The sequence below is a fragment of the Vibrio sp. 9-16B-A1 genome, assembly GCF_056726165.1.
Genome location: NZ_JBSDZD010000006.1, coordinates 1 through 23,318 on the forward strand (window position 1 = coordinate 1; position 23,318 = coordinate 23,318).

Here is a 23,318-nt window from a genome sequence, read left to right on the forward strand (position 1 = left end):
GCGCTGGGCGCTGGGCGCTGGGCGCTGGGCGCTGGGCGCTGGGCGCTGGGCGCTGGGCGCTGGGCGCTGGGCGCTGGGCGCTGGGCGCTGGGCGCTGGGCGCTGGGCGCTGGGCGCTGGGCGCTGCAGGATTATGTTTCTGGCATTTTTCCGGTCAAGCAATAATTCTGGCTTTAACTTATTAAGCTAACAACGAACTCCCCCAGAGCCCAGGGCCCCGTACCCAGGGCCAACGCGACAGCGTCTGCAACTAGCGCCAGGCGACTTCCGCTGATAAAATACCCCGTTCACATTCAAGAGACTGAGAAAGTAAATGTCTATCAAAATCAAAACCGCTGAAGAAGTTGAAAAGATGCGTGTTGCGTGCCAGCTGGCCGCGGAAGTGCTTGAAATGATCGGGCCACACGTAAAAGCAGGTGTGACGACAGAAGAACTGGATCGCATTTGTCACCAGTACATCCTGGATAAAGGCGCTTACCCAGCCCCTCTTGATTACCACGGTTTCCCGAAATCAATCTGTACTTCAGTCAACCATATCGTTTGTCACGGTATCCCGGCAGAGCAGGATGAGAAAGGCACCGGTGGCAACCTGAAACCGGCTGTTCTGAAAGACGGCGATATCGTCAACATCGATGTCACCGTGATCATCCCGGATGACGCAGATGCAGACCTGACCACCCGCCCGAAAGGCTACCACGGCGACACCTCAAAAATGTTCCTGATCGGTGAAGTTTCAGCGGCAGACAAACGTCTGTGCAGCGTAACCCAGGAAGCCCTGTATGTGGGCATGCGCAAAGTGAAACCTGGCGCACTTGTGGGTGATATCGGTACCGCGATCGACAAGTTCATCAAGGAAAACAACAAGAAAAATCCTCGTATGAAATACTCAATCGTGAAAGATTTCTGTGGTCACGGTATCGGCTATGAGTTCCACGAAGAGCCACAGGTTGTGCACTACAAGAATGCCGACAAGCGCGTACTGAAAGAAGGCATGATCTTCACCATTGAACCAATGATCAACGCCGGTAAGTTCGGCTGCACCATCGATGCGGAAGACGACTGGACGGTTTACACAGGCGACGGCAAAAACTCAGCCCAGTGGGAACACACCATCATGGTGACCAAAGACGGCTGTGAAGTCCTGACCCTGCGCAGCGACGAAACCATTCCGCGTCTGATGAAGAACTGAGTTTTTCTCACACCACAGAACACAAAAGCGCCGGACAGTTATACTGCCCGGCGCTTTTTTATTCCTGAATCAAGGAAAGACTACTTGTCCTGATTGATAAAGCTGACCTGTGCGTTATCCAGAATCTCTTTCAGCGTCTCCAGGTAGAGCCGTTTCCGGGCCAGTTCCGGTTCGTGCTTCAGAGTGGCAATCAGGGTGTTCAGGCGTTCGACTTCACCCTCTGTATTGGTGATACGGGCCCTTGCCTGCGCCTGTGCCCGCTTGGTGCTTTTGACCACCTCACTTCGCGCCTGAGCCAGCCTGATCTCACGCTCACCCAGGGCATCCTGAATCAGCTTCTCTTTGACCGCTGGCGCCATCTGCACATCATCGTAAGCTTTTTTGATTACCTTCGGCGTCTCCAGCCGGTTGAGCATCACGTTGGTCACCAGGATCCCGGAATCAAACGCGTCCAGCTCCTGCTGCACGGCCTGTTTCATCCATAGCTGAAAGCTGCTTCGCCCGGTAGTCAGCAGACTGTCCAGCTCCCGCTGGCTGACGTAAGTCACCGCCTGCGCTTTGGCGATATTGCGCAGGATTGCTTCCGCATCCATCGCCTGAGTCAGAAACCGGCCCGGGCTTGGGATGCTGTACTGTACCTGCAGGGCAAGCTCGATGAGGTCCCCTCTGCCCGTTGTCAGCTCCCGGCCCACAATGGCACTGTCCATCTCTTTGGAGAAATCGATGTTCACCGAGCGAAGTTCAACTGCAGAGAGGGTTTCAACGCTCTCAAACGGCCAGGGAAGACGATAGTGCATGCCTGGCATAACATTCTGTTCCGTCATCCGGCCAAACCGGCTCACCACCGCACGCTGATCCGGGTCGACCGAATAGAAGCCACTGACTGCGTACAGCGCTACTGCGCTCAGCAGCAGTACCCAGCGCAGGCTGACAAATATCTGCCGGCTTACCCGCGATACGTCACTGCGCCAGCTCATGATTTCTTCCCGTTCGTTTTGTCCTCAAAGCCTGGCTCTGTCAACATCTTAAACAGGCTGGAGTCAGACGGCAGAATTAGTCTGGTATTACTGCCAAACACTGACTTATACGCTTCCATGGTGCGCACAAACTCAAAGAACTCCCGGTTTGACTCAAATGCCTGGCTGTACAGCTGCGCCGCTTTGGCTTCGCTCTTACCTTTGATGATCTGACTGTCACGGTAGGCCTGGGATTTCAGCTCCACAATTTCCTGCTCGGTTTGAGCGCGGATCTTTTCTGCCCGCTCCCGGCCTTCTGCACGGTATTTCTTCGACAGACGCTCCCACTCTGAACTCATGCGGTCATAAATCGATTTGAGGTTGCGCGGCGAATAGCCAAACTTCACCGCCCGCACCGCCAGCACTTCAATACCCAGCTCCGCCTGACTGACCTGATTGACGTTTTCCGATACCTGCTTAAACAGCAGGTCGAGGTGGTTCTGCTCAGTGTCCACGTTGAGGATCTGATTGAGCTGATACGAAGCCAGCATGGAGCCGATTTCCGAGTTGGTAATGGTGTCCAGACGCTGCTGCGCAATCTCAGTCGTACGCACACTGGTCAGGTAAGTGATCGGATCGACAATACGCCAGACCACATAGTTATCCACCACGACATTGCGCCGGTCACGGGTACTGTATTCCGCCGGCTCCAGACGCAGCATCTGCACCCGCTTTTCAATACGGGTTACCGCCTGAACCGGGTTGGGCAGTTTGATCACTGCGCCCGCCTCAGCGACAGTTTTAACCGGCTTACCAAACTGGGTGATCACCGCGAATTCAGACTCTTTCACAGAGACAAAGCACGTCGCGGCAATGTAGATACCCAGCAGTGTGCCGACTGCCAGCCAGATTTTGTTTTTCATGGTGCCTGCTTTATTTTTTGGTGTTTTCATGGTTATCGGCCCGAGCTAAATACCCGTAACTTGTTTAACAGTTCACGCTGACCGGCATCCAGTTCCCGCTCAGCCTGACTTAATCCTTTATAAGGTGTGTACCCGCCCTCAGCCGAAGAGGATGCCGTCGCAGGTGCGGTGACCGGCTCAGCTGCCGGCACGCTGTCATCAAAGCCGGACAGCAGCGCATCGGATTGCCCGTCTGACTGCGTATCTGTGGCTTTTCCGCGCTTCCGCTGCTCAGCATAAGGCACTGACATGGAAGGGGACACGCCGCCCCAGACACGGAAATCCAGGCTGCTGAATGCCGGGTCCACCACGGTAAATGCTTTGCCGGTCAGCGACGTTTGCGCGATATCAACCTGCTGGTTAAACCGGTACGCGGCCGGCGCATCGTTATACACTCTGGCAATCTGTCTGAAACGGCCGGTTTCCCCTTCGGCTGAATGAATCCGCCGCCCCGCTTCCGCTTTGGCGTCAGACTTCACCCGAAAGTGCTCTGCCCTGGCTTTCGGTATCTCAGTCAGGCTCCAGGCATCCGCCTGGTTCACCAGGGTATGGCTCTCCTGCCAGGCATCCAGTGCATCGCGGTATTTGCTCACCAGATACGCCGGTGGCTCGATTTGCTGAACGTTAACCGACACAATTTCAACCGGAAGTTCAAACAGTGCCGCTTCGGCGGCAATACTCTTTTCAAGCTGCTCGGCATAACGGTTAAAACCGTACTGCTGAAGCGCATTAAAACCCTGTTTGGTGCTGCTGCTGACCAGCACCGCGTTCGCCAGACTGCCAAGCAACTCCTGCGTACTGCTGAAACGGGTAAGCTCCACTGCCGGCTCTGTCAGGCGATACTGCACATCGGCAGTGAGAAACATCAGCTTCTCATCCCCTGTCAGCAGGTAATCAGCATCTTCACGGCTGACCTGGCTCTGCTTGACCGAGTGCCACAGTTTGGAGCCATAAGCCGGGCGAAGGAACGAATCTTTGCCGCCAATACGCAGGGAATACAATCTTCCGGCTGGCAGCAGGTCGACCTTTTCAACCGGAGCCGGCAGCGCCAGCACCAGTCCGGGTTCAATATCCTGTTCGATGATCCGGCCAAAGCGGCTGTGTACCCCGACAAATCCCTGGGGCACAACCGTAATACCCGAAGTCAGATACACCACCGCCACAACAGCCAGTGAGGGCTTCCAGGTCAGACGGATAAGACGGATACTCCCCTCAGCCATCGCTTTCAGTGGCAGCCGTGGCAGGGCAGAGGTCAGGCCACGCAGGCACCACTGCCACAGTGACACTTCACCGCAGTCATGGCCGGACAACGAGCGGAGGCCACTGACCAGCAGCTCAATACCGGTGATGAAAATCATCGTCGCAATCAACAGCGCTACATATTCATCAATATTGATCCCAACCAGAGAGCCCACCAGCGAGAGCAGTACCGCTCCGGAAGTCATCAGATCAACCTTGGTGTGCTGGCTGTCAGCTTTGAGCGCTTCGGAGTCTGTTTCAATCCCAACCAGCATCTTTAGCTGAGAGATAAACAGCAGGGTCAGCATCACCACGCCGATACCTGCAACGCCCCACCAGACATTTTGGATACCGGCAAACTGCATACCCTGGGTCTGCTGGTAGATTTCAAAAGGCACGGCAAGGATAAGGAGGGAAACCAGAATCACGGCCACCGCTTCGAGCTTCACCGCCCGCGCAATTCGCTTACCGCAGCCAGACTGCTCCTGCTTAAAGCGGTAAATCATGCTGAGCAGCAGGGCAAACGAAACCAGCACATCGGTTAACGAGTGCAGCGCATCGGCTGTCAGCGCCACACTGGCCGTCAGCCAGGCCAGCAGAATCCGGAATCCGGTCAGCGCCAGGTCAATCACCAGCGCGGTTGCGGACGTTCTGATCCGTCGATCTGAAAACATCATAGTCACCTGTACAAAACGAAAACGGGCTGCCACGTTATCCGAATGCGCCGGATCCTGTAGCAGCCCTGACAGCTCTGAAATAACCGGTTACCCGATATTATTTCTCAGAGTTTTCAACTGGTTTCTGGTTGTTTTCCGCCACCAGCTTACCTTCGAAGTAAACTTTGGTTGCGTACTGCTTCATGATCTCGTTCTTTGGCACTTCGAACAGGTTCGCAGTCATGATCTGGAAGTTCGCTTTTTTGCCCACTTCCAGGGAGCCTACTTTGTCTTCCAGTTTCATCGCGTATGCCGGGTTAATGGTGTACGCACGAAGAGCCGTAGCCAGATCGATCTGCATGTCTTTGTTCAGTGTCTCCGCTGTTTCAGGCATACCAGGCAGACGACGGGTAGTCAGCGTTTCGATGTGCATCAGCGGATCCACAGGCGTCTGGCTCCAGTCAGGAGAAGCGATGTAGACGTTGCCTTCCTCTGCCGCCTGTTTGATTGGGAAGAAACCCATGATGTCATCAACATCCATGTCCTGCTCCAGCACTTTCCACAGCGGGTGCGGGAACCATACCGCCGGAGAGAACTCAAGCATGGCGTTCAGGTTTTTGGCACGGCCAAAGTCTTCGTCCTGAACCATGAAACAGTGAGCAATGTGGTTACGCAGACCACGAACTTTTTCGATGCCGTTCACTTTTGCCGACTCTTCCATCGCTTTCAGTACCAGAGACGTACCACGGTCACCCACTGAGTGAGTGGTTACCGAGAAGCCCATGCCGTTGTACTTGATCATAATGTCTTTAAACTCTTCGTATGGCGTGTACAGCTTGCCAAGATCATCAGAGTTTTTGTACGGCTTGGATACCGCAGCCGCGCGGCCAAAGAAAGACGAGTCGATGAAGGCTTTCACGCCATTTACGCGGAAGTGTTCCGTTTCGTATTTCTCTTTTTCGTTCAGCGCCGGCGTAATATCTGTGCCGAAGAAGAACTCTTTCAGGTATGGGTGCATGTTAACGTCAGCGGTCAGAATGCCCTGCTTGTCCAGGTCGTGGTATGCCTGCATCTGCTCGCGGTCACCTTCCACCACCTTCATACCGGTGATACCAAAGTGGTTGTTAGTCTTCATTGAATCAAACGCCGCTTTGGTTACATCCTGCTGACGGTGAGGCGGGTGAAAACCCAGAACAGACTGGATAGCCGGACCGGCAATCAGGTGACCGTTCAGTTCACCTTTATCATCATAACCATATTTACCACCTTCAGGCGCAACAGAATCTTTCGTCAGACCCGCTACTTCAAGTGCTTTGCTGTTCACAACCACAACGTGGCCACCGTCATCTTCGATAGCGACAGGGCGATCCGGAACGTATTTATCCAGGAACTCACGGTTCATTTCGATACCGGTGCCATGGAAGAACTCCCACGAGAAAGATTTACCGTAAACCCACTCCAGATCCTTACCTTTGCCCTTCACATACTCCTGAAGCTTCTTACCAAACTCGTCAGGGGTTACCTTGTCAAACGCACTGTGGTTGAAGAAAACGTTCTCCATCATGGCAACGCGAACCGGGTGTGTGTGCGCATCAATAAAGCCAGGCAGAACGAACTTGCCTTTCAGGTCGACCACTTTGGTGTCTGAGTCTTTAAACGCCTTAATTTCTTTGGTGTTACCAAGCTTAACAATCTCACCGTCTTTCACGGCGAACGCTTCTGCCCAGGCCTGATCTTCGTTTACTGTGTAAACCTGACCGTTAACAAATACCGTATCGGCGTTTTCGCCAGCCACTGCAGTGCCCGCAGCCATAACCAGCGACATCGCCAGCGATGACAGAACAAATGATTTTGCTTTCACAATCCGCTCCAAATAGTGTAAGTAGCTTTTATATTAAATTAATTGCAATTATTCACGTTTCCCCTCTTCCAACAACTCGCTGAGCATGACTATAATATGCACGCTGAGCATGAAAGATTTTCAGCCTGACATCCCTTCCTGACCACCATAAATCCTGCGGGTAAAAGAACGCTAACCATGAACCTGAACATAGAACAAATTACTGCTTTTATTGCAGTTTATGAGAATGGAAGTTTTGCTCTGGCCGCTCAGAAAGAGAAAAAGCACGCCTCAACCCTTAGCAAGCGAATCAGCAATCTTGAGCTGGACTTAGGCTTCGAACTGTTTGAACGCTATGCGAGCTCGCTCACACCCAACCAAAGAGCAAATGAGCTTTACCGTTACGCAAAAGCAATAAAGTTTGAAGTCGATCAATTTAATTACCGCTCACTAAGTCTGCTGCAGGGTTTGCCATCAAAACTTACCCTTGCAATCGACAGTTCAGTGCTTGGTTTACGGCTCACTGCGGCAATGGCAGAAGTCTCTCGCCGCTACCCGGCGCTGGACCTGGTGTTCATGGAAGAAGAGACCTCCGATTGCATTCAGAAGACCAGAAATGGTGAGGCCGATCTGGCGATCGTACTCTCAACCGAGCAGTACGGTCTGGATTTTGCCCAGTTAAAGCTAAGGTCGTTTCCTGTTGCCAGCGTCGCCAGCCCGGCGTATGCCAGACAGTTCGCTATCCGCAACGGTGCGAAAATCAGCCAGCATACCCGCCGGCAGATGCGCCAGATCATTCTTCAGTCGTTTCAGGAAATGGGCCATGGTGATACCCAAAAAGCCAGTCATCACCACTACCTGGTCAACAGCTTCCCATGTGCACTGGAGCTAATCAGAAACGGTCTTGGATGGGGAAATCAGCCCCGTTTACAATGCCAGCACCTGATCGACAGTGGCGAACTGGTCGAGTTCAGTGCAGGGTATGAGGGCGAGTATCGCTGGTCTGCAGATGCTATCTGGCTGGCTTCCAACCCGCTTTCCGAGCCACTGGAGCTTTTGATTCATGAACTGGGTACAGACTGTTAAACCTGAACAAACAGAATCAGGTCCAAACTTCGCAAAACCCGTGTCAGCCTGATACATTAGCAGCAAGAACTATTCAAACTGCACGGAATGCACCATGCCTTATCAGTCTCCGCTGACTTTTGACTCACAGCAGCTGACCGCCACATCACTGCGCGAACAGCTTGCCGCCTTTAGCGACTACCAGAAACGGGAGTTTCTCAATCACCACCCGGTTACCGATCTGGTTCTCGGCCGCTCTGAATATATGGACTGGCTGCTGACCCGTTTGTGGCAGGAGTATGGCTTCGCAGACAAACCTCACCTTTCGCTTATCGCCGTCGGGGGTTACGGACGCGGTGAACTTCATCCCCTGTCAGACATCGACATCCTGGTACTGTGCGGTCAGCCTCTGAGTGAAACAGAAGAAAGCAAAGTCAGTGAGTTCATCACCCTGCTGTGGGACCTGCGCCTTGAAGTCGGCCACAGCGTCCGCACCCTTGATGAGTGTTTTGATGTGGGTAAGGAAGACCTGACCGTGGCCACCAACCTGCAGGAAGCACGCTTTATCTGTGGGGAAAGAGACCTGTTCGACCGTCTGGTCAGCCTGGTCCACTCTGAAACCTTCTGGCCCAGTATCGAATTCTTTCAGGCCAAAGTTGAAGAGCAAAAAGCCCGTCACGCCCGCTATCACGACACCACCTATAATCTGGAGCCTGACCTCAAGTCCAGCCCCGGCGGCCTGCGTGACATTCATACCCTGAGCTGGATCGCCCGGCGTCATTTCGGCGCCACATCGCTGTTTGAAATGAGCCGCCATGGCTTTCTCACCGATGGCGAATACCGTGAGCTTCAGGAGTGTCAGGACTTTCTGTGGCGGGTACGCTTCGCCCTGCACATCGAACTGCGCCGTTACGACAACCGCCTGACCTTTGCCCACCAGCTGCAGGTCGCAGAACACCTCGGTTTTACCGGCGAAGGCAACAAGCCAATCGAAATGATGATGAAAGAGTTTTACCGCACCCTGCGCCGGGTGGCAGAACTCAATAAAATGCTGATCAAGCTGTTTGACCATGCCATCGTGCCCCACGATGAGCTGATGATCACTGAAATCATCAACGAAGACTTCCAGCGCTGCGGCCCGTTTATCGAAGCCCGAAAACCTGCGCTGTTTCAGGCCCGGCCGGAAACCATTCTGGATATGTTCCTGCATATCGCCAATGACTCCACCATAGAGAGTGTTGGCCCGGCTACCCTGCGCCAGCTTCGCACCGCCAGGCGCAGGCTGAACAAATTTCTGCATACCATTCCCGAAGCACGCGAACGCTTTATGGAGCTGGTCCGCCACCCCAATGCCCTGCACCGGGCGTTCAGCCTGATGCACAAACTGGGCGTTATGGCGGCCTACCTGCCACAGTGGAGCCAGATCGTCGGCCAGATGCAGTTTGACCTGTTCCACGTCTACACCGTGGATGAGCACAGTATCCGGCTGCTGAAACACATTCATACCTTCAGCTACGCCAAAAACCACAGTAAACACCCGATCTGCTGTGAGGTTTACCCGAGACTGCAGAAAAAAGAACTGCTCATCCTGGCGGCTATCTTCCACGATATCGGCAAAGGCCGTGGCGGAGATCACTCAGAAATCGGCGCTGAAGAAGCCTATGATTTCTGCCTCGAACACGGCCTGTCCAAACCGGAAGCCAAACTGGTTTCCTGGCTGGTCCGCCACCACCTGCTGATGTCCGTCACCGCCCAGCGGCGCGACATCTATGACCCGGAAGTGGTCACCGAGTTCGCCAAAACCGTTCGCGATGAAGAGTACCTGGAGTTTCTGGTCTGCCTGACGGTCGCCGATATTTGCGCCACCAATCCGGACCAGTGGAACAGCTGGAAGCGGACCCTGCTGGCCGAGCTGTATCATTCCGCCCAACGGGCGCTGAGGCGCGGGCTGGAGAACCCGGTCGATGTACGTGACCGTATTCGTCATAACCAGCATATGGCAATAGCCCAGCTGCGCAAACAGGGATTCACTGACCGGGAAGTGGAGCTGCTGTGGCAACGCTTTAAAGCCGATTACTTCCTGCGCCACACTCATCAGCAGATCGCCTGGCACTGTGAGCACTTACTCCGGCAGCAGGATCCTGAGCAGCCGCTGATCCTGCTCAGCAGACGCCCGACCCGGGGCGGCACAGAAGTGTTTATCTGCACCAAAGATATGCCAAATCTGTTTGCCACCGTGGTCGCCGAGCTCGACCGGCGTAACTTCAACGTTCATGACGCTCAGATCATGACCAGCAAAGACGGCTATGCTCTCGATACCTTTATGGTGCTGGATCAAAACGGTCAGCCCATCGAAGAAGAGCGACATAAAAACGTGGTCCGCCATATCTCCAGCGTGCTGGAGGGAGGTAAATCCACCACCATTAAGGTTCGTCGCACACCTAACAAACTGCGTCACTTTAATGTCCGTACCCGGGTAGACTTTATTCCTGCGCGGAGCAAAAAGCGCACCCTGATGGAGTTTGTTGCCCTCGATACTCCCGGCCTGCTGGCCAAGATCGGCGCGACGTTTGCTTCGCTCAATATCAACCTGCACGCCGCCAAAATCACCACCATCGGCGAGCGGGCAGAAGATCTGTTTATCCTCACCTCTCCTGATGGCGGCCCGCTCAGTGAAGAGCAGCAGGCTGAACTGAGAGAAAAGCTGATCGAGAAAGTCTCCGAGTTGTCACCTTCATAACCCCAAAATGGGCAGGAAATTGATCCTGCCCACACTCTCCGTTTTGCGTCTGCCACCGAACAGCCTGGCTGCTACAGTTATACAAATACTCAACTGAAAATATGAGGCCCTGTATGTATCCAAACCTGACCGGACTGGGTATCCATGACCCAGGCCAGATTGAACGCTACTCCCTGCGCCAGGAAGCGCACAAAGACGTGCTTAAAATTTACTTCCACAAACAGAAAGGAGAGTTTTTCGCCAAAAGCGTCAAGTTCAAGTACCCGCGCCAGCACAAAAACGTACTGGTCGACAGTGGCAGCCATCACTACAAAGAAGTCACCGAAATCAACCGCAACCTGACCCTGGTGATCGACGAACTCAACGCCATCACCCGCCCGGAAAGCGTGGAAGAAGTGGATGTAAAACAGAAGATCCTCAGTGACCTGAGACATCTTGAGAAAGTGGTGTCGGATAAGATTGCGGAGATCGAGGCGGATTTGGAGAGATTGGGGTAGCGGTTCGCGGTCCTTGGTGCGCGGGAGAGCAACTGAGACCGTGAGTCGGGAGGTGAGAACCGAGAACCGAGAACCGAGAACCGAGAACCGAGAACCGAGAACCGAGAACCGAGAACCGAGAACCGAGAACCGAGAACCGAGAACCGAGAACCGAGAACCGAAGAAAACAAAAAGGGTTGCCTTTCACAACCCTTTTTTTAATTTATTCCACCAAACGCTTATCCCACCCAAACCGCTCAAACAACTGCTGCCAGGTCTGGTCGATACCGGCTTTCAGAACCAGTGCTTCACCGGTCAGCGGGTGAATGAACCTGAGCTCGCTGGCGTGGAGCAGCAGGCGGTGTGAATCGAACTCTTCCCGGAACAGGCGGTTGTGTTTGCCGTCACCATGAGTGGTGTCACCGACGATCGGGTGTCTCAGGTGCGCCATGTGGCGGCGCAGCTGGTGCTTGCGGCCGGTTTTGGGGTTCAGCTCCATCAGGCAGTAACGGGTGGTCGGAAACTTACCGGTGGAATATGGCACCTCGGTCTTCGCCAGCGGCTGATAGGCGGTGACCGCTTCCTGCGCTTCCTTATCCTGGCTGGCAAACTTATCGGCGATCTTATCCTGCTCGACTTTGAGTGCATAATCGAGCACCCCGCCCTCTTCTATCCAGCCGCGCACAATCGCGTGGTAGGTTTTCTCCATCTCATGACCGGCAAACATCGGCATCATCTGCGAAGCCACCTCTGATGACAGGGCAAACACCAAAATGCCCGAAGTCGGACGGTCGAGACGGTGAAGCGGAAACACGTGCTGACCAATCTGGTCACGCAGAGTCTGCATCACAAACTGAGTCTCATGCTTGTCGAGCCAGGAGCGGTGGACCAGCATACCCGCCGGTTTATTTACCGCGACCAGAAACTCATCCTGATAAATTATTTCCAGCATCACGCGGCCACCAGCTTATCAATTTGCACAATCACCGCCACAATACCGGCACACTCAGGCTGCTCTGCCCAGGTCTGCTCAAAGTAAGGTGCCATTTCAAACCCGGATGGCAGAGCCTGACCGGCATCAAGCATCGCCTGAATGCGGGGAATAAACACCCACTGCAGCCACTCCTGCGGCTCCATGGTATCAATGGCAAAAGGCTGGCTGCTGGCCAGTTTTTCAGGAGAAGGTGGCGTCTGCTGCCACAACTGCTGCGCCTGAATCTCACCGGTCAGTTCGGTAAGCAGCGCACAAAATTGCTGTTTGTGAGTCATAATCCGGTCTGTGGACTTGAAAAATCGCCATAGAATACCATCTATTGGGAAAAGACATACAGGAAACGCGCTTTCGATGGAAACCTTTCACACCTTAAGTCAATTGCTGACACACAGTGGCAACCAGTACATGATCTTCGATCTCAGCCGCCGGGTTACCCCGGTCGATGCGGCCGTATTTGAGCGGGTTGAACAGGCACAGCAGCCCTACCCGTATCCGGTGCAGCGTCACGCCCATCTGGCCATCGCCTACTGGAACGAAACCCGTCAGCCATGGATCTGGTTTCTGAAATTTCCTCTTGATGAGCGTGGTCTGTTCAAGCAGGCCGATATCGGCAACTTCATCAAATACATCCTGGAAGCCATGGGCAGCCGCATCAGCGGTGAACTGACCGAAGAACAACAGGAAAAACTGGCCAACAACCCTTATACATTCAGACCAGCCGAAGACAAACTGGCGATTTTCCACAGCCTGCTGCGGGCAAATCTGAAACTGCCAGCCAGCCAGTACTATGAACACGCCCAGCATTACTTTAGCGGCGGTCTGGGATGGGATAAATGGCATACCGTTGGCCTGCAGGGGATCACCGATATCTGTGCCCGGCTGCACGATGCCCAAAATGGCGTGGACGTGCGCAAAGCGCTGGCTCATCTCCCTGCCCAGCCGCTGTATGCCCTGCTCGGCGCACTGGAGCACATCACCCTGCCGGAGAAACTGGCTGCCCGTCTGCACGAGCTGGCGATAAACGAATGCAAAGCCGATGACCCGGACCTCTATCTGCTGGCAGCACTTATCCGTGCCCTGTCCGGTGAAGATCCAAAACAACTGACCGGACTCATCCGTACCGTGCTGGAAAGCCCGCGCCTGAGTCACCAGGAACTGCTGGTCGCCATCGCCGGACGCTGCTGGAGCGCGCTGGCGGATGAAAAAGTCGCTTCCCGCTTCCTGCTCCGGCTGGCACAAACCAACAATCAGGACCTGTTCAACCAGCTGTTTGCCGATCTGGTGATGCTGCCGGAGCTGCGTATGGTAGTCCTGCCTCTGCTGCACAGCACGCCGGACCCTGAGCTGGCTCAGGCACTGCTTAAGCTGCAAAACGCCACCAAAGGCGACTCATGATAAGCGATCTGCTGGCAATACTTGGCCTTTGTCTGTTCTGCGCGCTGTTCTGGCAGCAGCGCAGACAGTCTGAACTCGCCAAACAGGCCATCGCCCGCCACTGCGAAAAGCTTGAGCTGCAACTACTCAGCGTCGCCTTCAAAGCCCACCGCCTGCGCCACAAAGACGGCCGCTGGGGCTGGCACACTGTCTATCAGTTTGAGTTTTCGTCACTGGGTGATGACTGCTATCAGGGAGAGCTGGTGATGGTGGGGGTTCATGCGCGGGGGTTTCGGTTGCCAGCGTACAGAGTTTAAAGGCTCTGGGCTCTGGGCTCTGGGCTCTGGGCTCTGGGCTCTGGGCTCTGGGCTCTGGGCTCTGGGCTCTGGGCTCTGGGCTCTGGGCTCTGGGCTCTGGGCTCTGGGCTCTGGGCTCTGGGCTCTGGGCTCTGCAAGCAGAGTTAATTACTCAGATTCTGCCGTCAATACAATAACTTCACTTTCCCACTTCAGTTATCGCGAGCTCTCCCAGGGCCTAGTGCCCAGAGCCCCGCGCCAATCTAATATCTTATAACTTTTTATTCCTTTTCCGTTCATTATTATCATCTTATGCTTTAACCCATACGAAATTGGTGCTGTGGCACGCCGAATGAAGGAACATCAAAATGAGCAAGATTTACGAAGACAACTCACTGACGATTGGTAACACCCCTCTGGTTCGCCTGAACCGGGTAAGCAAAGGTAACGTACTGGCGAAAGTTGAATCGCGTAACCCAAGCTTCAGTGTTAAGTGTCGTATCGGCGCCAATATGATTTGGGAAGCAGAGAAAAACGGCAAACTTAAGCCGGGAGTAGAACTGGTGGAGCCAACCAGTGGTAACACGGGTATTGCGCTGGCCTTCGTTGCCGCCGCACGTGGTTATAAGCTGACCCTGACTATGCCTGAGTCCATGAGCCTGGAGCGCCGTAAGCTGCTTAAAGCACTTGGGGCAAACCTTGAGCTGACTGAAGCCGCTAAAGGAATGAAAGGAGCCATTGCCAAAGCTGAAGAGATCGTCGCTGGCAATCCTGACAAGTATCTGTTGCTGCAGCAGTTCAACAACCCGGCAAACCCGGCCATTCACGAACAAACCACCGGCCCTGAAATCTGGGATGCTACCGATGGCGAAGTAGATGTGTTTGTCTCTGGTGTTGGCACCGGCGGTACACTTACCGGTACAAGCCGGTACATCAAAGGCACCAAAGGTAAGGCTATTACCACTGTGGCTGTAGAGCCGGCAGAATCTCCGGTGATCACCCAGGTACTGAATGGTGAAGAGCCTCAGCCTGCACCTCACAAAATCCAGGGTATTGGCGCTGGATTTATTCCAGGCAACCTGGACGTTGAACTTATCGATCGCGTCGAAACTGTAACATCTGATGACGCAATTGAGATGGCAAGACGCCTGATGGAAGAGGAAGGTATCCTTGCAGGCATCTCTTCTGGCGCAGCAGTAGTCGCGGCGAACCGCCTTGCTGAACTACCTGAATTTGCAGGAAAAACTATTGTTACCATCCTGCCAAGCTCTGGTGAACGTTACCTGAGTACCGCCCTGTTTGCCGGTATCTTTGGTGAAAAAGAGAACCAGCAATAATCTGGTAACAAAATCGTGTTCAAATCAATTTTTGATGCAAAATAGCCCCTTTATGGGGCTTTTTTGTTGACCCCATCTTCCCCTTTGGTAATATCACAACTGTTTTATTTTCCGCTTCAAAAAAAAGAAGCGAAGCTGTATAAGCACTAAGACGCGTACAACAAATTACATTGAGATTTGTTATACAAAGCTAAATCACTGGGGTCGGCAAGCTTCATCCTGTTACCTATGCACCAATGCACTGGTCAACAGCTGAATAACTTTGTAAGCTTGACGAACATCAGAAACAAAAAATAAATCAATTGGGGTATATCACATGTATCAGAAGCAAGTAGAAATCACTGCTGAAAACGGTCTTCACACTCGTCCAGCTGCTCAGTTCGTTAAAGAAGCTAAAGGCTTTGACGCTGACATCACAGTGACTTCAAACGGCAAAAGCGCAAGCGCAAAAAGCCTGTTCAAACTGCAAACTCTTGGCCTGGTAAAAGGTACTGTTGTTACTATCTCTGCTGAAGGCCCACAAGCCCAGCCAGCAGTAGACCACCTGGTTGCTCTGATGGATCAACTACACTAATAAAAAGCATTCCACTCAAAGCCATTTTGCCCCGCAAAATGGCTTTGTTGGAAATAGTGGTCTATATAAGCTACACATAATCGTTAGCTCTAAGTCAAACACATCCTATTTTACTGACCAATTTTAAGGTAAGGCTATGATTTCAGGCATTCTGGCATCTCCTGGTATTGCTATTGGTAAAGCACTACTACTTCAGGAAGATGAAATTGTCCTAAACACACACACCATCTCCGACGATCAGGTAGAAGCCGAAGTTCAACGCTTCTTCGACGCTCGCAACAAATCTTCAGCACAGCTGGAAACCATCAAGCAAAAAGCACTTGAGACTTTCGGTGAAGAAAAAGAAGCGATCTTTGAAGGTCACATCATGCTTCTTGAAGATGAAGAGCTGGAAGAAGAAATCCTGGCACTGATCAAGAACGACAAGCTGCACGCTGACAACGCCATCCACACCGTAATCGAAGAGCAGGCAACTGCGCTTGAATCTCTGGATGATGAGTACCTGAAAGAGCGTGCAACTGACATCCGCGATATCGGTACGCGTTTTGTAAAGAATGCCCTGGGCATCAACATCGTTTCTCTGAGCGATATCGACGAAGAAGTTATCCTGGTTGCTTACGACCTGACTCCGTCTGAAACCGCGCAAATCAACCTGGACTACGTTCTGGGCTTCGCGTGTGACATCGGTGGCCGTACTTCTCACACCTCTATCATGGCGCGCTCTCTTGAGCTTCCTGCTATCGTTGGTACCAACGACATCACAGCTAAAGTGAAAAACGGCGACATGCTGATCCTGGATGCGATGAACAACAAGATCGTTGTTAACCCATCTGACGCTGAGCTGGAAGAAGCGAAAGCCGTTAAAGCAGCATTCCTGGCTGAGAAAGAAGAGCTGGCGAAACTGAAAGATCTGCACGCTGAAACTACTGACGGTCACCGCGTAGAAGTGTGCGGTAACATCGGTACCGTTAAAGACTGTGATGGCATTCTGCGTAACGGCGGTGAAGGCGTAGGTCTGTACCGTACAGAGTTCCTGTTCATGGACCGTGACGCACTGCCAACTGAAGAAGAGCAGTACAAAGCGTACAAAGAAGTTGCTGAAGCAATGAACGGCGAAGCGGTAATCATCCGCACCATGGACATCGGTGGTGACAAAGACCTGCCGTACATGGACCTGCCAAAAGAAATGAACCCATTCCTGGGCTGGCGTGCAGTACGTATCAGCCTGGACCGTCGTGAAATCCTTCGCGACCAGCTTCGCGGTATCCTGCGTGCATCTGCACACGGTAAGCTGCGCATCATGTTCCCGATGATCATCTCTGTTGAAGAGATCCGTGAACTGAAAAAAGCAATTGAAGAGTACAAAGCTGAGCTGCGTGCTGAAGGCCTGGCGTTTGACGAAAACATCGAAATCGGTGTTATGGTTGAAACTCCGGCGGCAGCGGCAGTGGCTCACCACCTGGCGAAAGAAGTGTCATTCTTCTCTATCGGTACCAACGACCTGACCCAGTACACACTGGCAGTAGACCGTGGTAACGAAATGATTTCTCACCTATACAACCCACTGTCTCCGGCAGTTCTGACTGTGATCAAGCAGGTAATCGATGCTTCTCACGCAGAAGGCAAGTGGACAGGTATGTGTGGTGAGCTTGCGGGTGATGAGCGCGCTACCCTGCTTCTGCTGGGTATGGGCCTGGATGAGTTCTCTATGAGCGGCATCTCTATCCCTAAAGTGAAGAAGGTAATCCGTAACGCAAACTTCGCTGAAGTTAAAGCGATGGCGGATCACGCACTATCACTTCCAACAGCGGCTGAAATCGAAGCCTGCGTTGAGAAATTTATTGCAGAAAAAACGCAATAAATCATGGTAACCAATACGATAGACGGCTAAAAACTGTCGTCTATCGACTGTGATTGGTATACTATTAGTCGACAGAATAAAATAAACCTTAGGAGCATGACACAATGGGTCTGTTTGACAAACTGAAGAAGCTAGTTTCTGACGATAGCGCTGATGCGGGTGCAATCGAAATTATCGCGCCGCTGTCTGGTGAAATCGTTAACATCGAAGATGTGCCAGATGTAGTATTTGCTGAAAAAATCGTTGGTGACGGCATCGCGATCAAACCAGCTGGCGACAAGATGGTTGCTCCAGTAAACGGTACTATCGGTAAAATCTTCGAAACTAACCACGCTTTCTCTATCGAGTCTGACGACGGTGTTGAGCTGTTCGTACACTTCGGTATCGACACTGTTGAACTGAAAGGTGAAGGCTTCAAGCGTATCGCTGAAGAAGGTCAAACTGTGAAAGCAGGCGACACCATCATCGAATTCGATCTGGCTCTGCTGGAAGAAAAAGCGAAGTCTACCCTGACTCCTGTTGTTATCTCTAACATGGACGAAATCAAAGAGCTGAACAAGCTTTCTGGTGCTGTTACTGTTGGTGAAACTCCAGTACTGCGCGTAACTAAGTAATTAATCTTAGTACTATCGCTTTCAAAGAAACGCTGCCGGAAGGTGGCGTTTTTTTTATAAGCGAAGCTTATGGCTCTGGGCTCTGGGCTCTGGGCTCTGGGCTCTGGGCTCTGGGCTCTGCAAGAAGAGTTTATTACTCGGGTTCTGCCCCCAATACAATAACTTCACTTTCCCACTTCAGTTATCGCGAGCTCTCCCAGGGCCTAGCGCCCAGCGCCTTTTCTCCAGACGAAAAAAAGCCCCTTTTCCTTTGAGAGAACTGGGGCTTGTTACCAATCAGAGTCATGCGGAGATCAGAGAAATGAACATATCCCTGACTGGCCAAGTGCCTCCGGTGCATTACAAAACAGTCGGCAGGTGAGAGATGAGAGAGCCTTCTGTTTTCTGCGCCTTTGGCGATTACCGCACCTGGCTACGACATCAGGCCGCCCACGTCTGGACAATCTGATGAAGCACAGTACTACTATTGTAGTAACTGCATTGCCGAGTTTGGCAATTGTTTTGCCTGGGCCAGTATTGACGTACCAGCCTGTTGCAAAATCTGAGATTTGGTCATCTCGGTGGTCTCTTTCGCCCAGTCGGTATCTTTGATCCGGCTGTTTGAAGCGTCCACATTTTCCTGAACGTTTGCCAGGTTATTGATACTGTGGCTCAGACGGTTCTGTTTCGCACCTAAGTCAGCACGCTGACTGTCGATGTACTTAAGCGCCGAGTCCACTACACTGATGGCGTTTTGAGAACCACCAACAGTGGAAAGGTCAAGATCCTGAACCGTGGTATAAGTTGCAGAACCTGCATCTAATCCCAGCGTAGTCGCCAGGTTACCACCGATGGTCAGGTTGCCATCCAGATTTGGCTCTGCAAGGAATACCTGCAGACGGCCATCTTCGGTTACCGAAGCGTTAATCCGGTCTGACTGACCATTAATGTAGGTCGCCAGCTCTTCGATATCATCACCCGCTTTGGCCTGAATATCGAGGTCAATCACTTCACCATTCTTAGTGGTAAACTGAAGGGTAAGCTGGTTATTACCAGCACCTGCTGGTACGCCCCACTCTTTGGTTTGAGGATTAGTCGCAACAAAGGTGGTACCACCCATACGACTGTCATCCGCGCGGATACTGGTCAGTGCCATCACCATGGCTTCACCGGAGTTGGCACCGATCTGGAATGCCGCGTCACCAAAGGAACCGTTCAGCAGTCGACGTCCACCAAAAGAGGTTGTCTCTGCAATACGGTTAATTTCATCCTGAAGCGCAACTGCTTCTTCGTTGATCGCACGGCGATCTGCCGGAGAGTTTGCGCCGTTCGCTGACTGAATAGCCAGATCACGCATACGTTGCAATACATTTGTCGCTTCATTCATAGCACCTTCTGCCGTCTGAGCAATCGAAATACCATCATTGGCATTTCGCATCGCCACATCCAGACCGCGGGACTGCGCTGTCAATCGGTTTGAGATTTGCAAACCTGCTGCGTCATCTTTCGCGCTATTGATTCTGTGTCCTGACGACAAGCGTTCCATTGATGTGTTCAGCTCATCCGTCGATTTGTTTAAGTAACGTTGTGCCGTCATCGCGGAAACGTTTGTGCTAACAGTTACAGCCATAGTTTGCTCTCCTATTGAGTTCGCAGTGCTTGCGAAGCGGTCAGCTATACTCTGATTGGAAAGTACTGACCGTTGTTACTATCGAAAGCTTGCCGCTTTCAATTGCACCAAATTTGCCTCTGGTTATATACATTCAAAGACCGTGCCAACTTTTAATGCGAACTCAATCATTTCTCCTGCGTATTACTTAAATATATTGTATTCAACAAGTTATTTACTTATAACTATGTGGTTCAGCGGCTTAATCACACTTTTCCCACTCTCCGGAAAGTTTGTGTGCCCCGTCAACAGGATGGCGAATTATTGATCAATCCATTCTCCTGCAACCTGAGCGGCAAAAACATTCCCCGGCAAATATTCAGGCACTTACGGCATAGCACATAAGGCATTTCTGAATATCAGATATAGTTAAACAGAGTTAAATCTTTGGTCTTTCCAAACGCCTGTTGTGACGCTTTTAAAGCCATCGTGTTTTCATTGAAGTCAATCACCGCTTCGGCGTAATCCAGGTCTTCGAAATTACTCTTGGACTTGGCCATCGAAATCTTAAAGTCCTGATGCTGCTGTTCCTGGATATCCAGGGTACCCAGTCTGGCACCAAGATCGGTGCGCACTTTGTTCAAATGAATAAAGGCATTGTGAAACTCGCCCACCGTTTGGTGGAGCTCAGCCGTTGCCGATGCATCTGAAACCGACTTTTTGGAGAACTCAATCGCGCGGTTAAAGATGTCGAAAATATCTACCGTTTGCTTACGCTCGAAAGTGATCTGATCACCGGCATTAATTGTCCCTTTGAACTGCAGGGACAGCTGCTCATGCTCAATTCCCACGCTTGGGTCATAATCTCCGGCTTTCACCACAGCACCATCTTTTTCCAGCTGATACCCGTGGCTGCCATCACCCATATCCACAAAAGTCACTCTGTAAACAGAATTGTCGGTCTGGTCATTATTGAGTCCACGCTCAACCAGCAGCTCAGAGCCACTTTGCAGGGTGTATTGCGGATCATAATCACCCAGTGGATTGGCTATCTCCATAAACACCTTGTTACCGGCATCGTTGATTGGCAATTCCAGCCCGTTGGCGATCTTCATCTTTCTCTGATAGGTATCCCCGACATACTGCACTGAGTTGTCGTGGTCTTTAAAAAACGGTTCGTTCTTGGGTTTGGTGCCGGCAAAAATATAGTTACCGGATTCGTCCTGGGTGTTCACCAGTTGCAACATATTGGTCGCCATCTCTTCCAGTTCGCGGGCGGTTGCCGCCCGGTCTTCCGGAGAAAGCGCACCGTTGATCATTTCCATCACTGAGCGCTTAGCCCGGTCAGAGTGCTGCTCGGCACTGCTTATGATCACTTCCTGGTGCTCCAGGCGGTTACGGATCAGTACGATAGAGTCGAGAAACTGATTGGTCTCTTCTGTCTGTTGCCGGATCCCCTGAATATAGTGCGCCGCCAGCGGGTCATCCGCTGCTGTCAGCAGTTTCTTACCGGACGCCAGCTGCGCCTGGTTGTGGTGAATTTTATTTTCCTGCCGGCGAAGATCATTCTGCACTGACTGGTAGTTATGGAAGCTGGAAATACGACTGATCATTCAGGCCTCCTTATCTCAGCTGCAAAATCGTGTTAAAGGTGTCATTCGATGCCTGCATGATCCGTGATGAGGCCATATATGCCTGCTGAAACTTCATCATGTTGGCCGCTTCTTCATCCAGGTTCACCCCGGATATCGAGGCAATGCGCTCTTTTGCCGCCTCGTTTTCAATGGTGGCAATATCTGCCTTGCGGATAGCGGTTGCCGTTTTCAGGCCGACATCAGTATTCAGATTATGATAAACCCCCAACATGGTGGTATTACCGTCGTCCAGGGTTTTATCCGTGAGTATCTCCTGCATTTTAATCAGGTTGCCGTTATCACCTTCTGACGGCACCAGGTTAGCGGCAAAAACGTCATTCGCTTTCGCACCACTACCCAGCTCAAAAGTCGTGCCCCCGACAGTTACAGCTCCTCCTGGCGGGTAAGCTGCAGGCTGCTGAAGCACTCGTCCGTTCATATCCAGCACTGCAAACTGATCGCCCGCCGGAGAAATGATCACCTGAAACTCTTTCAGCGCACCACTTTGCAATACGTGGAACTCAGCATCACCTTTGGTATTGGTATAAGAACTCTGATAGCTCTGGGCGGCAATTTTTGTCGGATCGCTCATCTCAACTTTCATTTTTGCCGCTGCGTTTTCCATCGGACGAATCAGAAAGATCTCACCTTCTTTCGCCCCCTGGCGGATATCCATTTTCAGTCCATCAACGACAAATCCATCATTAATCGCCTGCTCCGACACAGAAACCGTTTCACCGGATGGCTTGGTGATGTGATACAGCGAGCCGTCAAAACGTACTGAATACTCACCGCCTTTAAGCTGTGAGATATCATCAATATAAACCGACACATCCAGATTCGATCCCGGCCTCGACATAACACGCGACTTCGACACATCCAGCGAGTTCATATCGGTAAACAGGTTCTGACCCACATTACCGTACAGATCCAGGCCCTGACTTTGTAACTCGTTAACCCGCAGTGACAGCGCCGCGCCAATACGGCCAAGCTCATCCATTACATGAGGCAGGGTCTTATCACGGATTTCAAAGAATGCCCCCATCTGACCATTAATGTCTTTATGACTGATGGCTTTAATTCCTTTACCCTCGACCATCGCCAGGCGCAGTTTCTTCGGATCCGGGTCACCATGCAGCAACTTCAGCTCACTGGCTTCAGTGCCCGATACCAGGGTATGACCGTTACCAATGTGAATGTTAAACCCCTCATTCTTGCCACGGGAAGTCACAGTAACTTTGGTAAAGTGGGACAGCTCATTTACCAGCTTTTCCTGTTTATCCATCAGGTCATTGTGCGGCCCCGGCGTTCTCAGGATCAGGCGGTTAATGTCACGCAGTTCCATCGCCAGTGAGTTCATCCGCTCAACGGCATGGGTCATCTTCTGGTTGATGTTGTCTTTCTCTTTGCGCACCACTTCATGAAAGTGATTGAGGTTCTGAGTAATTAAGTGAGACTTCTCCAGCAGTACCTTACGCGCACCGACATCATTCGGTGAATCAGACAGGGTTTTCAGCGCATCAAACCACTCGTTTACGTTTTCTGGAATTTTGCGCGATGCCACTGAAGAGAGCATATTGGTCAGGTTATCGAGGCTCTCTTCCATATCTTTTTTGTTCGCCAGCTCGGTCGTGGTCAGGTTCAGCTCTTTAACGGCAAACTGATCCCAGGAGCGGCGAACATTTTCCACATGCACACCCATGCCATAGGTTTCGCCCCCGTACTGTCTTGGGGCATTAGCACCCTGGATCACAGACTGACGGCTGTAACCCTCGGTATTAACATTAGAAATGTTATGACCGGTGGTAGTAAGCTGCCGCTGCGCCGTCAGGACACTTTGAGTACCTACATTGAGCAAATCCGATGACATATCGCCCCCAGTAATGAACTACTTAGAATCGGAGTGGGTGGTTGTTACCGGAAT

The 23,318-nt window shown here is 52.1% G+C and carries 20 protein-coding genes; 11 read left to right on the forward strand and 9 right to left on the reverse strand.

Translation table 11 applies throughout. The features are described 5' to 3' along the window. Nucleotides 1–189: hypothetical protein (locus ACVB80_RS11105; protein WP_481081363.1), on the forward strand; the 189-nt coding region annotated here is incomplete at its 5' end. 123 nt (nucleotides 190–312) lie between these two features. Beyond that, nucleotides 313–1,188, forward strand: coding sequence for a type I methionyl aminopeptidase (gene map / locus ACVB80_RS11110; protein ID WP_481081364.1), 876 nt, complete (start codon nucleotides 313–315; stop codon nucleotides 1,186–1,188). Nucleotides 1,189–1,268: 80 nt separating this feature from the next. Here map and hflK read toward each other — a convergent pair whose 3' ends face one another. The 4 genes from hflK to ACVB80_RS11130 all read right to left on the reverse strand — a co-directional run bounded on the left by hflK (nucleotide 1,269) and on the right by ACVB80_RS11130 (nucleotide 6,862). Next, a complete protein-coding gene (hflK, locus tag ACVB80_RS11115) occupies nucleotides 1,269–2,165 on the reverse strand; it encodes a protease modulator HflK (protein WP_481081365.1) in 897 nt (298 codons plus the stop codon). Beyond that, nucleotides 2,162–3,067: a protease modulator HflC gene (gene hflC / locus ACVB80_RS11120; protein WP_481081366.1), complete on the reverse strand. Its 906-nt coding sequence runs from the start codon at nucleotides 3,065–3,067 to the stop codon at nucleotides 2,162–2,164. The genes hflK and hflC overlap by 4 nt, the downstream gene beginning before the upstream one ends. 32 nt (nucleotides 3,068–3,099) lie before the next feature. After that, the gene (locus ACVB80_RS11125; RefSeq protein WP_481081367.1) at nucleotides 3,100–5,019 is read right to left on the reverse strand and encodes a cation efflux transmembrane domain-containing protein; all 1,920 of its coding nucleotides are present in this window, start codon (nucleotides 5,017–5,019) and stop codon (nucleotides 3,100–3,102) included. A gap of 100 nt (nucleotides 5,020–5,119) precedes the next feature. Beyond that, nucleotides 5,120–6,862 (reverse strand): amidohydrolase, encoded by a 1,743-nt coding sequence (locus ACVB80_RS11130; RefSeq protein ID WP_481081368.1) that lies wholly within the window; start codon nucleotides 6,860–6,862, stop codon nucleotides 5,120–5,122. Between the two features lie 177 nt (nucleotides 6,863–7,039). Here ACVB80_RS11130 and ACVB80_RS11135 point away from each other — a divergent pair, with 177 nt between their 5' ends. The 3 genes from ACVB80_RS11135 to ACVB80_RS11145 all read left to right on the forward strand — a co-directional run bounded on the left by ACVB80_RS11135 (nucleotide 7,040) and on the right by ACVB80_RS11145 (nucleotide 11,143). Next, entirely contained in the window at nucleotides 7,040–7,927 is an 888-nt protein-coding gene (locus tag ACVB80_RS11135) for a LysR family transcriptional regulator (RefSeq protein ID WP_481081369.1), read from the forward strand. A gap of 55 nt (nucleotides 7,928–7,982) precedes the next feature. Then, a complete protein-coding gene (gene glnD / locus ACVB80_RS11140; RefSeq protein ID WP_481081619.1) occupies nucleotides 7,983–10,646 on the forward strand; it encodes a bifunctional uridylyltransferase/uridylyl-removing protein GlnD in 2,664 nt (887 codons plus the stop codon). 113 nt (nucleotides 10,647–10,759) lie between these two features. Next, nucleotides 10,760–11,143 carry a DUF3461 family protein gene (locus ACVB80_RS11145; protein WP_481081370.1) on the forward strand — a complete coding sequence of 128 codons (384 nt, stop codon included), beginning with the start codon at nucleotides 10,760–10,762 and terminating at the stop codon, nucleotides 11,141–11,143. A 202-nt stretch (nucleotides 11,144–11,345) separates the two neighbouring features. Here ACVB80_RS11145 and truC read toward each other — a convergent pair whose 3' ends face one another. Both truC and ACVB80_RS11155 read right to left on the reverse strand, forming a co-directional pair. Further along, on the reverse strand, nucleotides 11,346–12,074 hold the full coding sequence (gene truC / locus ACVB80_RS11150) for a tRNA pseudouridine(65) synthase TruC (RefSeq protein WP_481081371.1): 729 nt from the start codon (nucleotides 12,072–12,074) through the stop codon (nucleotides 11,346–11,348). Beyond that, nucleotides 12,074–12,391, reverse strand: coding sequence for a YqcC family protein (locus ACVB80_RS11155; RefSeq protein ID WP_481081372.1), 318 nt, complete (start codon nucleotides 12,389–12,391; stop codon nucleotides 12,074–12,076). The genes truC and ACVB80_RS11155 overlap by 1 nt, the downstream gene beginning before the upstream one ends. A gap of 76 nt (nucleotides 12,392–12,467) precedes the next feature. On the opposite strand from ACVB80_RS11155, the gene ACVB80_RS11160 reads away from it, so the two are divergent. The 6 genes from ACVB80_RS11160 to crr all read left to right on the forward strand — a co-directional run bounded on the left by ACVB80_RS11160 (nucleotide 12,468) and on the right by crr (nucleotide 18,172). Then, nucleotides 12,468–13,511 (forward strand): DUF3549 family protein, encoded by a 1,044-nt coding sequence (locus ACVB80_RS11160; protein ID WP_481081373.1) that lies wholly within the window; start codon nucleotides 12,468–12,470, stop codon nucleotides 13,509–13,511. Continuing rightward, nucleotides 13,508–13,807 carry a DUF3301 domain-containing protein gene (locus ACVB80_RS11165; protein ID WP_481081374.1) on the forward strand — a complete coding sequence of 100 codons (300 nt, stop codon included), beginning with the start codon at nucleotides 13,508–13,510 and terminating at the stop codon, nucleotides 13,805–13,807. The genes ACVB80_RS11160 and ACVB80_RS11165 overlap by 4 nt, the downstream gene beginning before the upstream one ends. A 347-nt stretch (nucleotides 13,808–14,154) precedes the next feature. After that, the gene (cysK, locus tag ACVB80_RS11170) at nucleotides 14,155–15,123 is read left to right on the forward strand and encodes a cysteine synthase A (protein WP_481081375.1); all 969 of its coding nucleotides are present in this window, start codon (nucleotides 14,155–14,157) and stop codon (nucleotides 15,121–15,123) included. Between the two features lie 316 nt (nucleotides 15,124–15,439). Next, the gene (locus ACVB80_RS11175; RefSeq protein ID WP_481081376.1) at nucleotides 15,440–15,697 is read left to right on the forward strand and encodes an HPr family phosphocarrier protein; all 258 of its coding nucleotides are present in this window, start codon (nucleotides 15,440–15,442) and stop codon (nucleotides 15,695–15,697) included. A gap of 136 nt (nucleotides 15,698–15,833) precedes the next feature. Beyond that, complete coding sequence (gene ptsI / locus ACVB80_RS11180; RefSeq protein WP_481081377.1) at nucleotides 15,834–17,558, forward strand: phosphoenolpyruvate-protein phosphotransferase PtsI; 1,725 nt, start codon at nucleotides 15,834–15,836, stop codon at nucleotides 17,556–17,558. A 104-nt stretch (nucleotides 17,559–17,662) separates the two neighbouring features. After that, nucleotides 17,663–18,172, forward strand: a complete 510-nt coding sequence (gene crr, locus ACVB80_RS11185; protein WP_481081378.1) for a PTS glucose transporter subunit IIA — start codon at nucleotides 17,663–17,665, stop codon at nucleotides 18,170–18,172. Nucleotides 18,173–18,635: 463 nt separating this feature from the next. Here the strand turns inward: crr and ACVB80_RS11190 are convergent, their stop codons facing one another. The 3 genes from ACVB80_RS11190 to flgK all read right to left on the reverse strand — a co-directional run bounded on the left by ACVB80_RS11190 (nucleotide 18,636) and on the right by flgK (nucleotide 23,264). After that, nucleotides 18,636–19,781 (reverse strand): flagellin, encoded by a 1,146-nt coding sequence (locus ACVB80_RS11190; protein WP_481081379.1) that lies wholly within the window; start codon nucleotides 19,779–19,781, stop codon nucleotides 18,636–18,638. A gap of 398 nt (nucleotides 19,782–20,179) precedes the next feature. Further along, a complete protein-coding gene (gene flgL / locus ACVB80_RS11195; protein ID WP_481081380.1) occupies nucleotides 20,180–21,373 on the reverse strand; it encodes a flagellar hook-associated protein FlgL in 1,194 nt (397 codons plus the stop codon). 10 nt (nucleotides 21,374–21,383) lie between these two features. Further along, nucleotides 21,384–23,264 carry a flagellar hook-associated protein FlgK gene (gene flgK / locus ACVB80_RS11200; RefSeq protein ID WP_481081381.1) on the reverse strand — a complete coding sequence of 627 codons (1,881 nt, stop codon included), beginning with the start codon at nucleotides 23,262–23,264 and terminating at the stop codon, nucleotides 21,384–21,386. Nucleotides 23,265–23,318: the final 54 nt, after the last annotated feature.

Bases quoted from the DNA above. Each gene is read 5' to 3' on its own strand.
- ACVB80_RS11125 (WP_481081367.1), bottom strand. From the start codon at position 5,019: ATGTTTTCAGATCGACGGATCAGAACGTCCGCAACCGCGCTGGTGATT.
- ACVB80_RS11155 (WP_481081372.1), bottom strand. From the start codon at position 12,391: ATGACTCACAAACAGCAATTTTGTGCGCTGCTTACCGAACTGACCGGT.
- ACVB80_RS11160 (WP_481081373.1), top strand. From the start codon at position 12,468: ATGGAAACCTTTCACACCTTAAGTCAATTGCTGACACACAGTGGCAAC.
- flgL (WP_481081380.1), bottom strand. From the start codon at position 21,373: ATGATCAGTCGTATTTCCAGCTTCCATAACTACCAGTCAGTGCAGAAT.
- ACVB80_RS11190 (WP_481081379.1), bottom strand. From the start codon at position 19,781: ATGGCTGTAACTGTTAGCACAAACGTTTCCGCGATGACGGCACAACGT.
- cysK (WP_481081375.1), top strand. From the start codon at position 14,155: ATGAGCAAGATTTACGAAGACAACTCACTGACGATTGGTAACACCCCT.
- ACVB80_RS11145 (WP_481081370.1), top strand. From the start codon at position 10,760: ATGTATCCAAACCTGACCGGACTGGGTATCCATGACCCAGGCCAGATT.
- ACVB80_RS11165 (WP_481081374.1), top strand. From the start codon at position 13,508: ATGATAAGCGATCTGCTGGCAATACTTGGCCTTTGTCTGTTCTGCGCG.
- ACVB80_RS11175 (WP_481081376.1), top strand. From the start codon at position 15,440: ATGTATCAGAAGCAAGTAGAAATCACTGCTGAAAACGGTCTTCACACT.
- hflC (WP_481081366.1), bottom strand. From the start codon at position 3,067: ATGAAAAACAAAATCTGGCTGGCAGTCGGCACACTGCTGGGTATCTAC.
- flgK (WP_481081381.1), bottom strand. From the start codon at position 23,264: ATGTCATCGGATTTGCTCAATGTAGGTACTCAAAGTGTCCTGACGGCG.
- ptsI (WP_481081377.1), top strand. From the start codon at position 15,834: ATGATTTCAGGCATTCTGGCATCTCCTGGTATTGCTATTGGTAAAGCA.
- truC (WP_481081371.1), bottom strand. From the start codon at position 12,074: ATGCTGGAAATAATTTATCAGGATGAGTTTCTGGTCGCGGTAAATAAA.
- crr (WP_481081378.1), top strand. From the start codon at position 17,663: ATGGGTCTGTTTGACAAACTGAAGAAGCTAGTTTCTGACGATAGCGCT.
- hflK (WP_481081365.1), bottom strand. From the start codon at position 2,165: ATGAGCTGGCGCAGTGACGTATCGCGGGTAAGCCGGCAGATATTTGTC.
- map (WP_481081364.1), top strand. From the start codon at position 313: ATGTCTATCAAAATCAAAACCGCTGAAGAAGTTGAAAAGATGCGTGTT.
- ACVB80_RS11135 (WP_481081369.1), top strand. From the start codon at position 7,040: ATGAACCTGAACATAGAACAAATTACTGCTTTTATTGCAGTTTATGAG.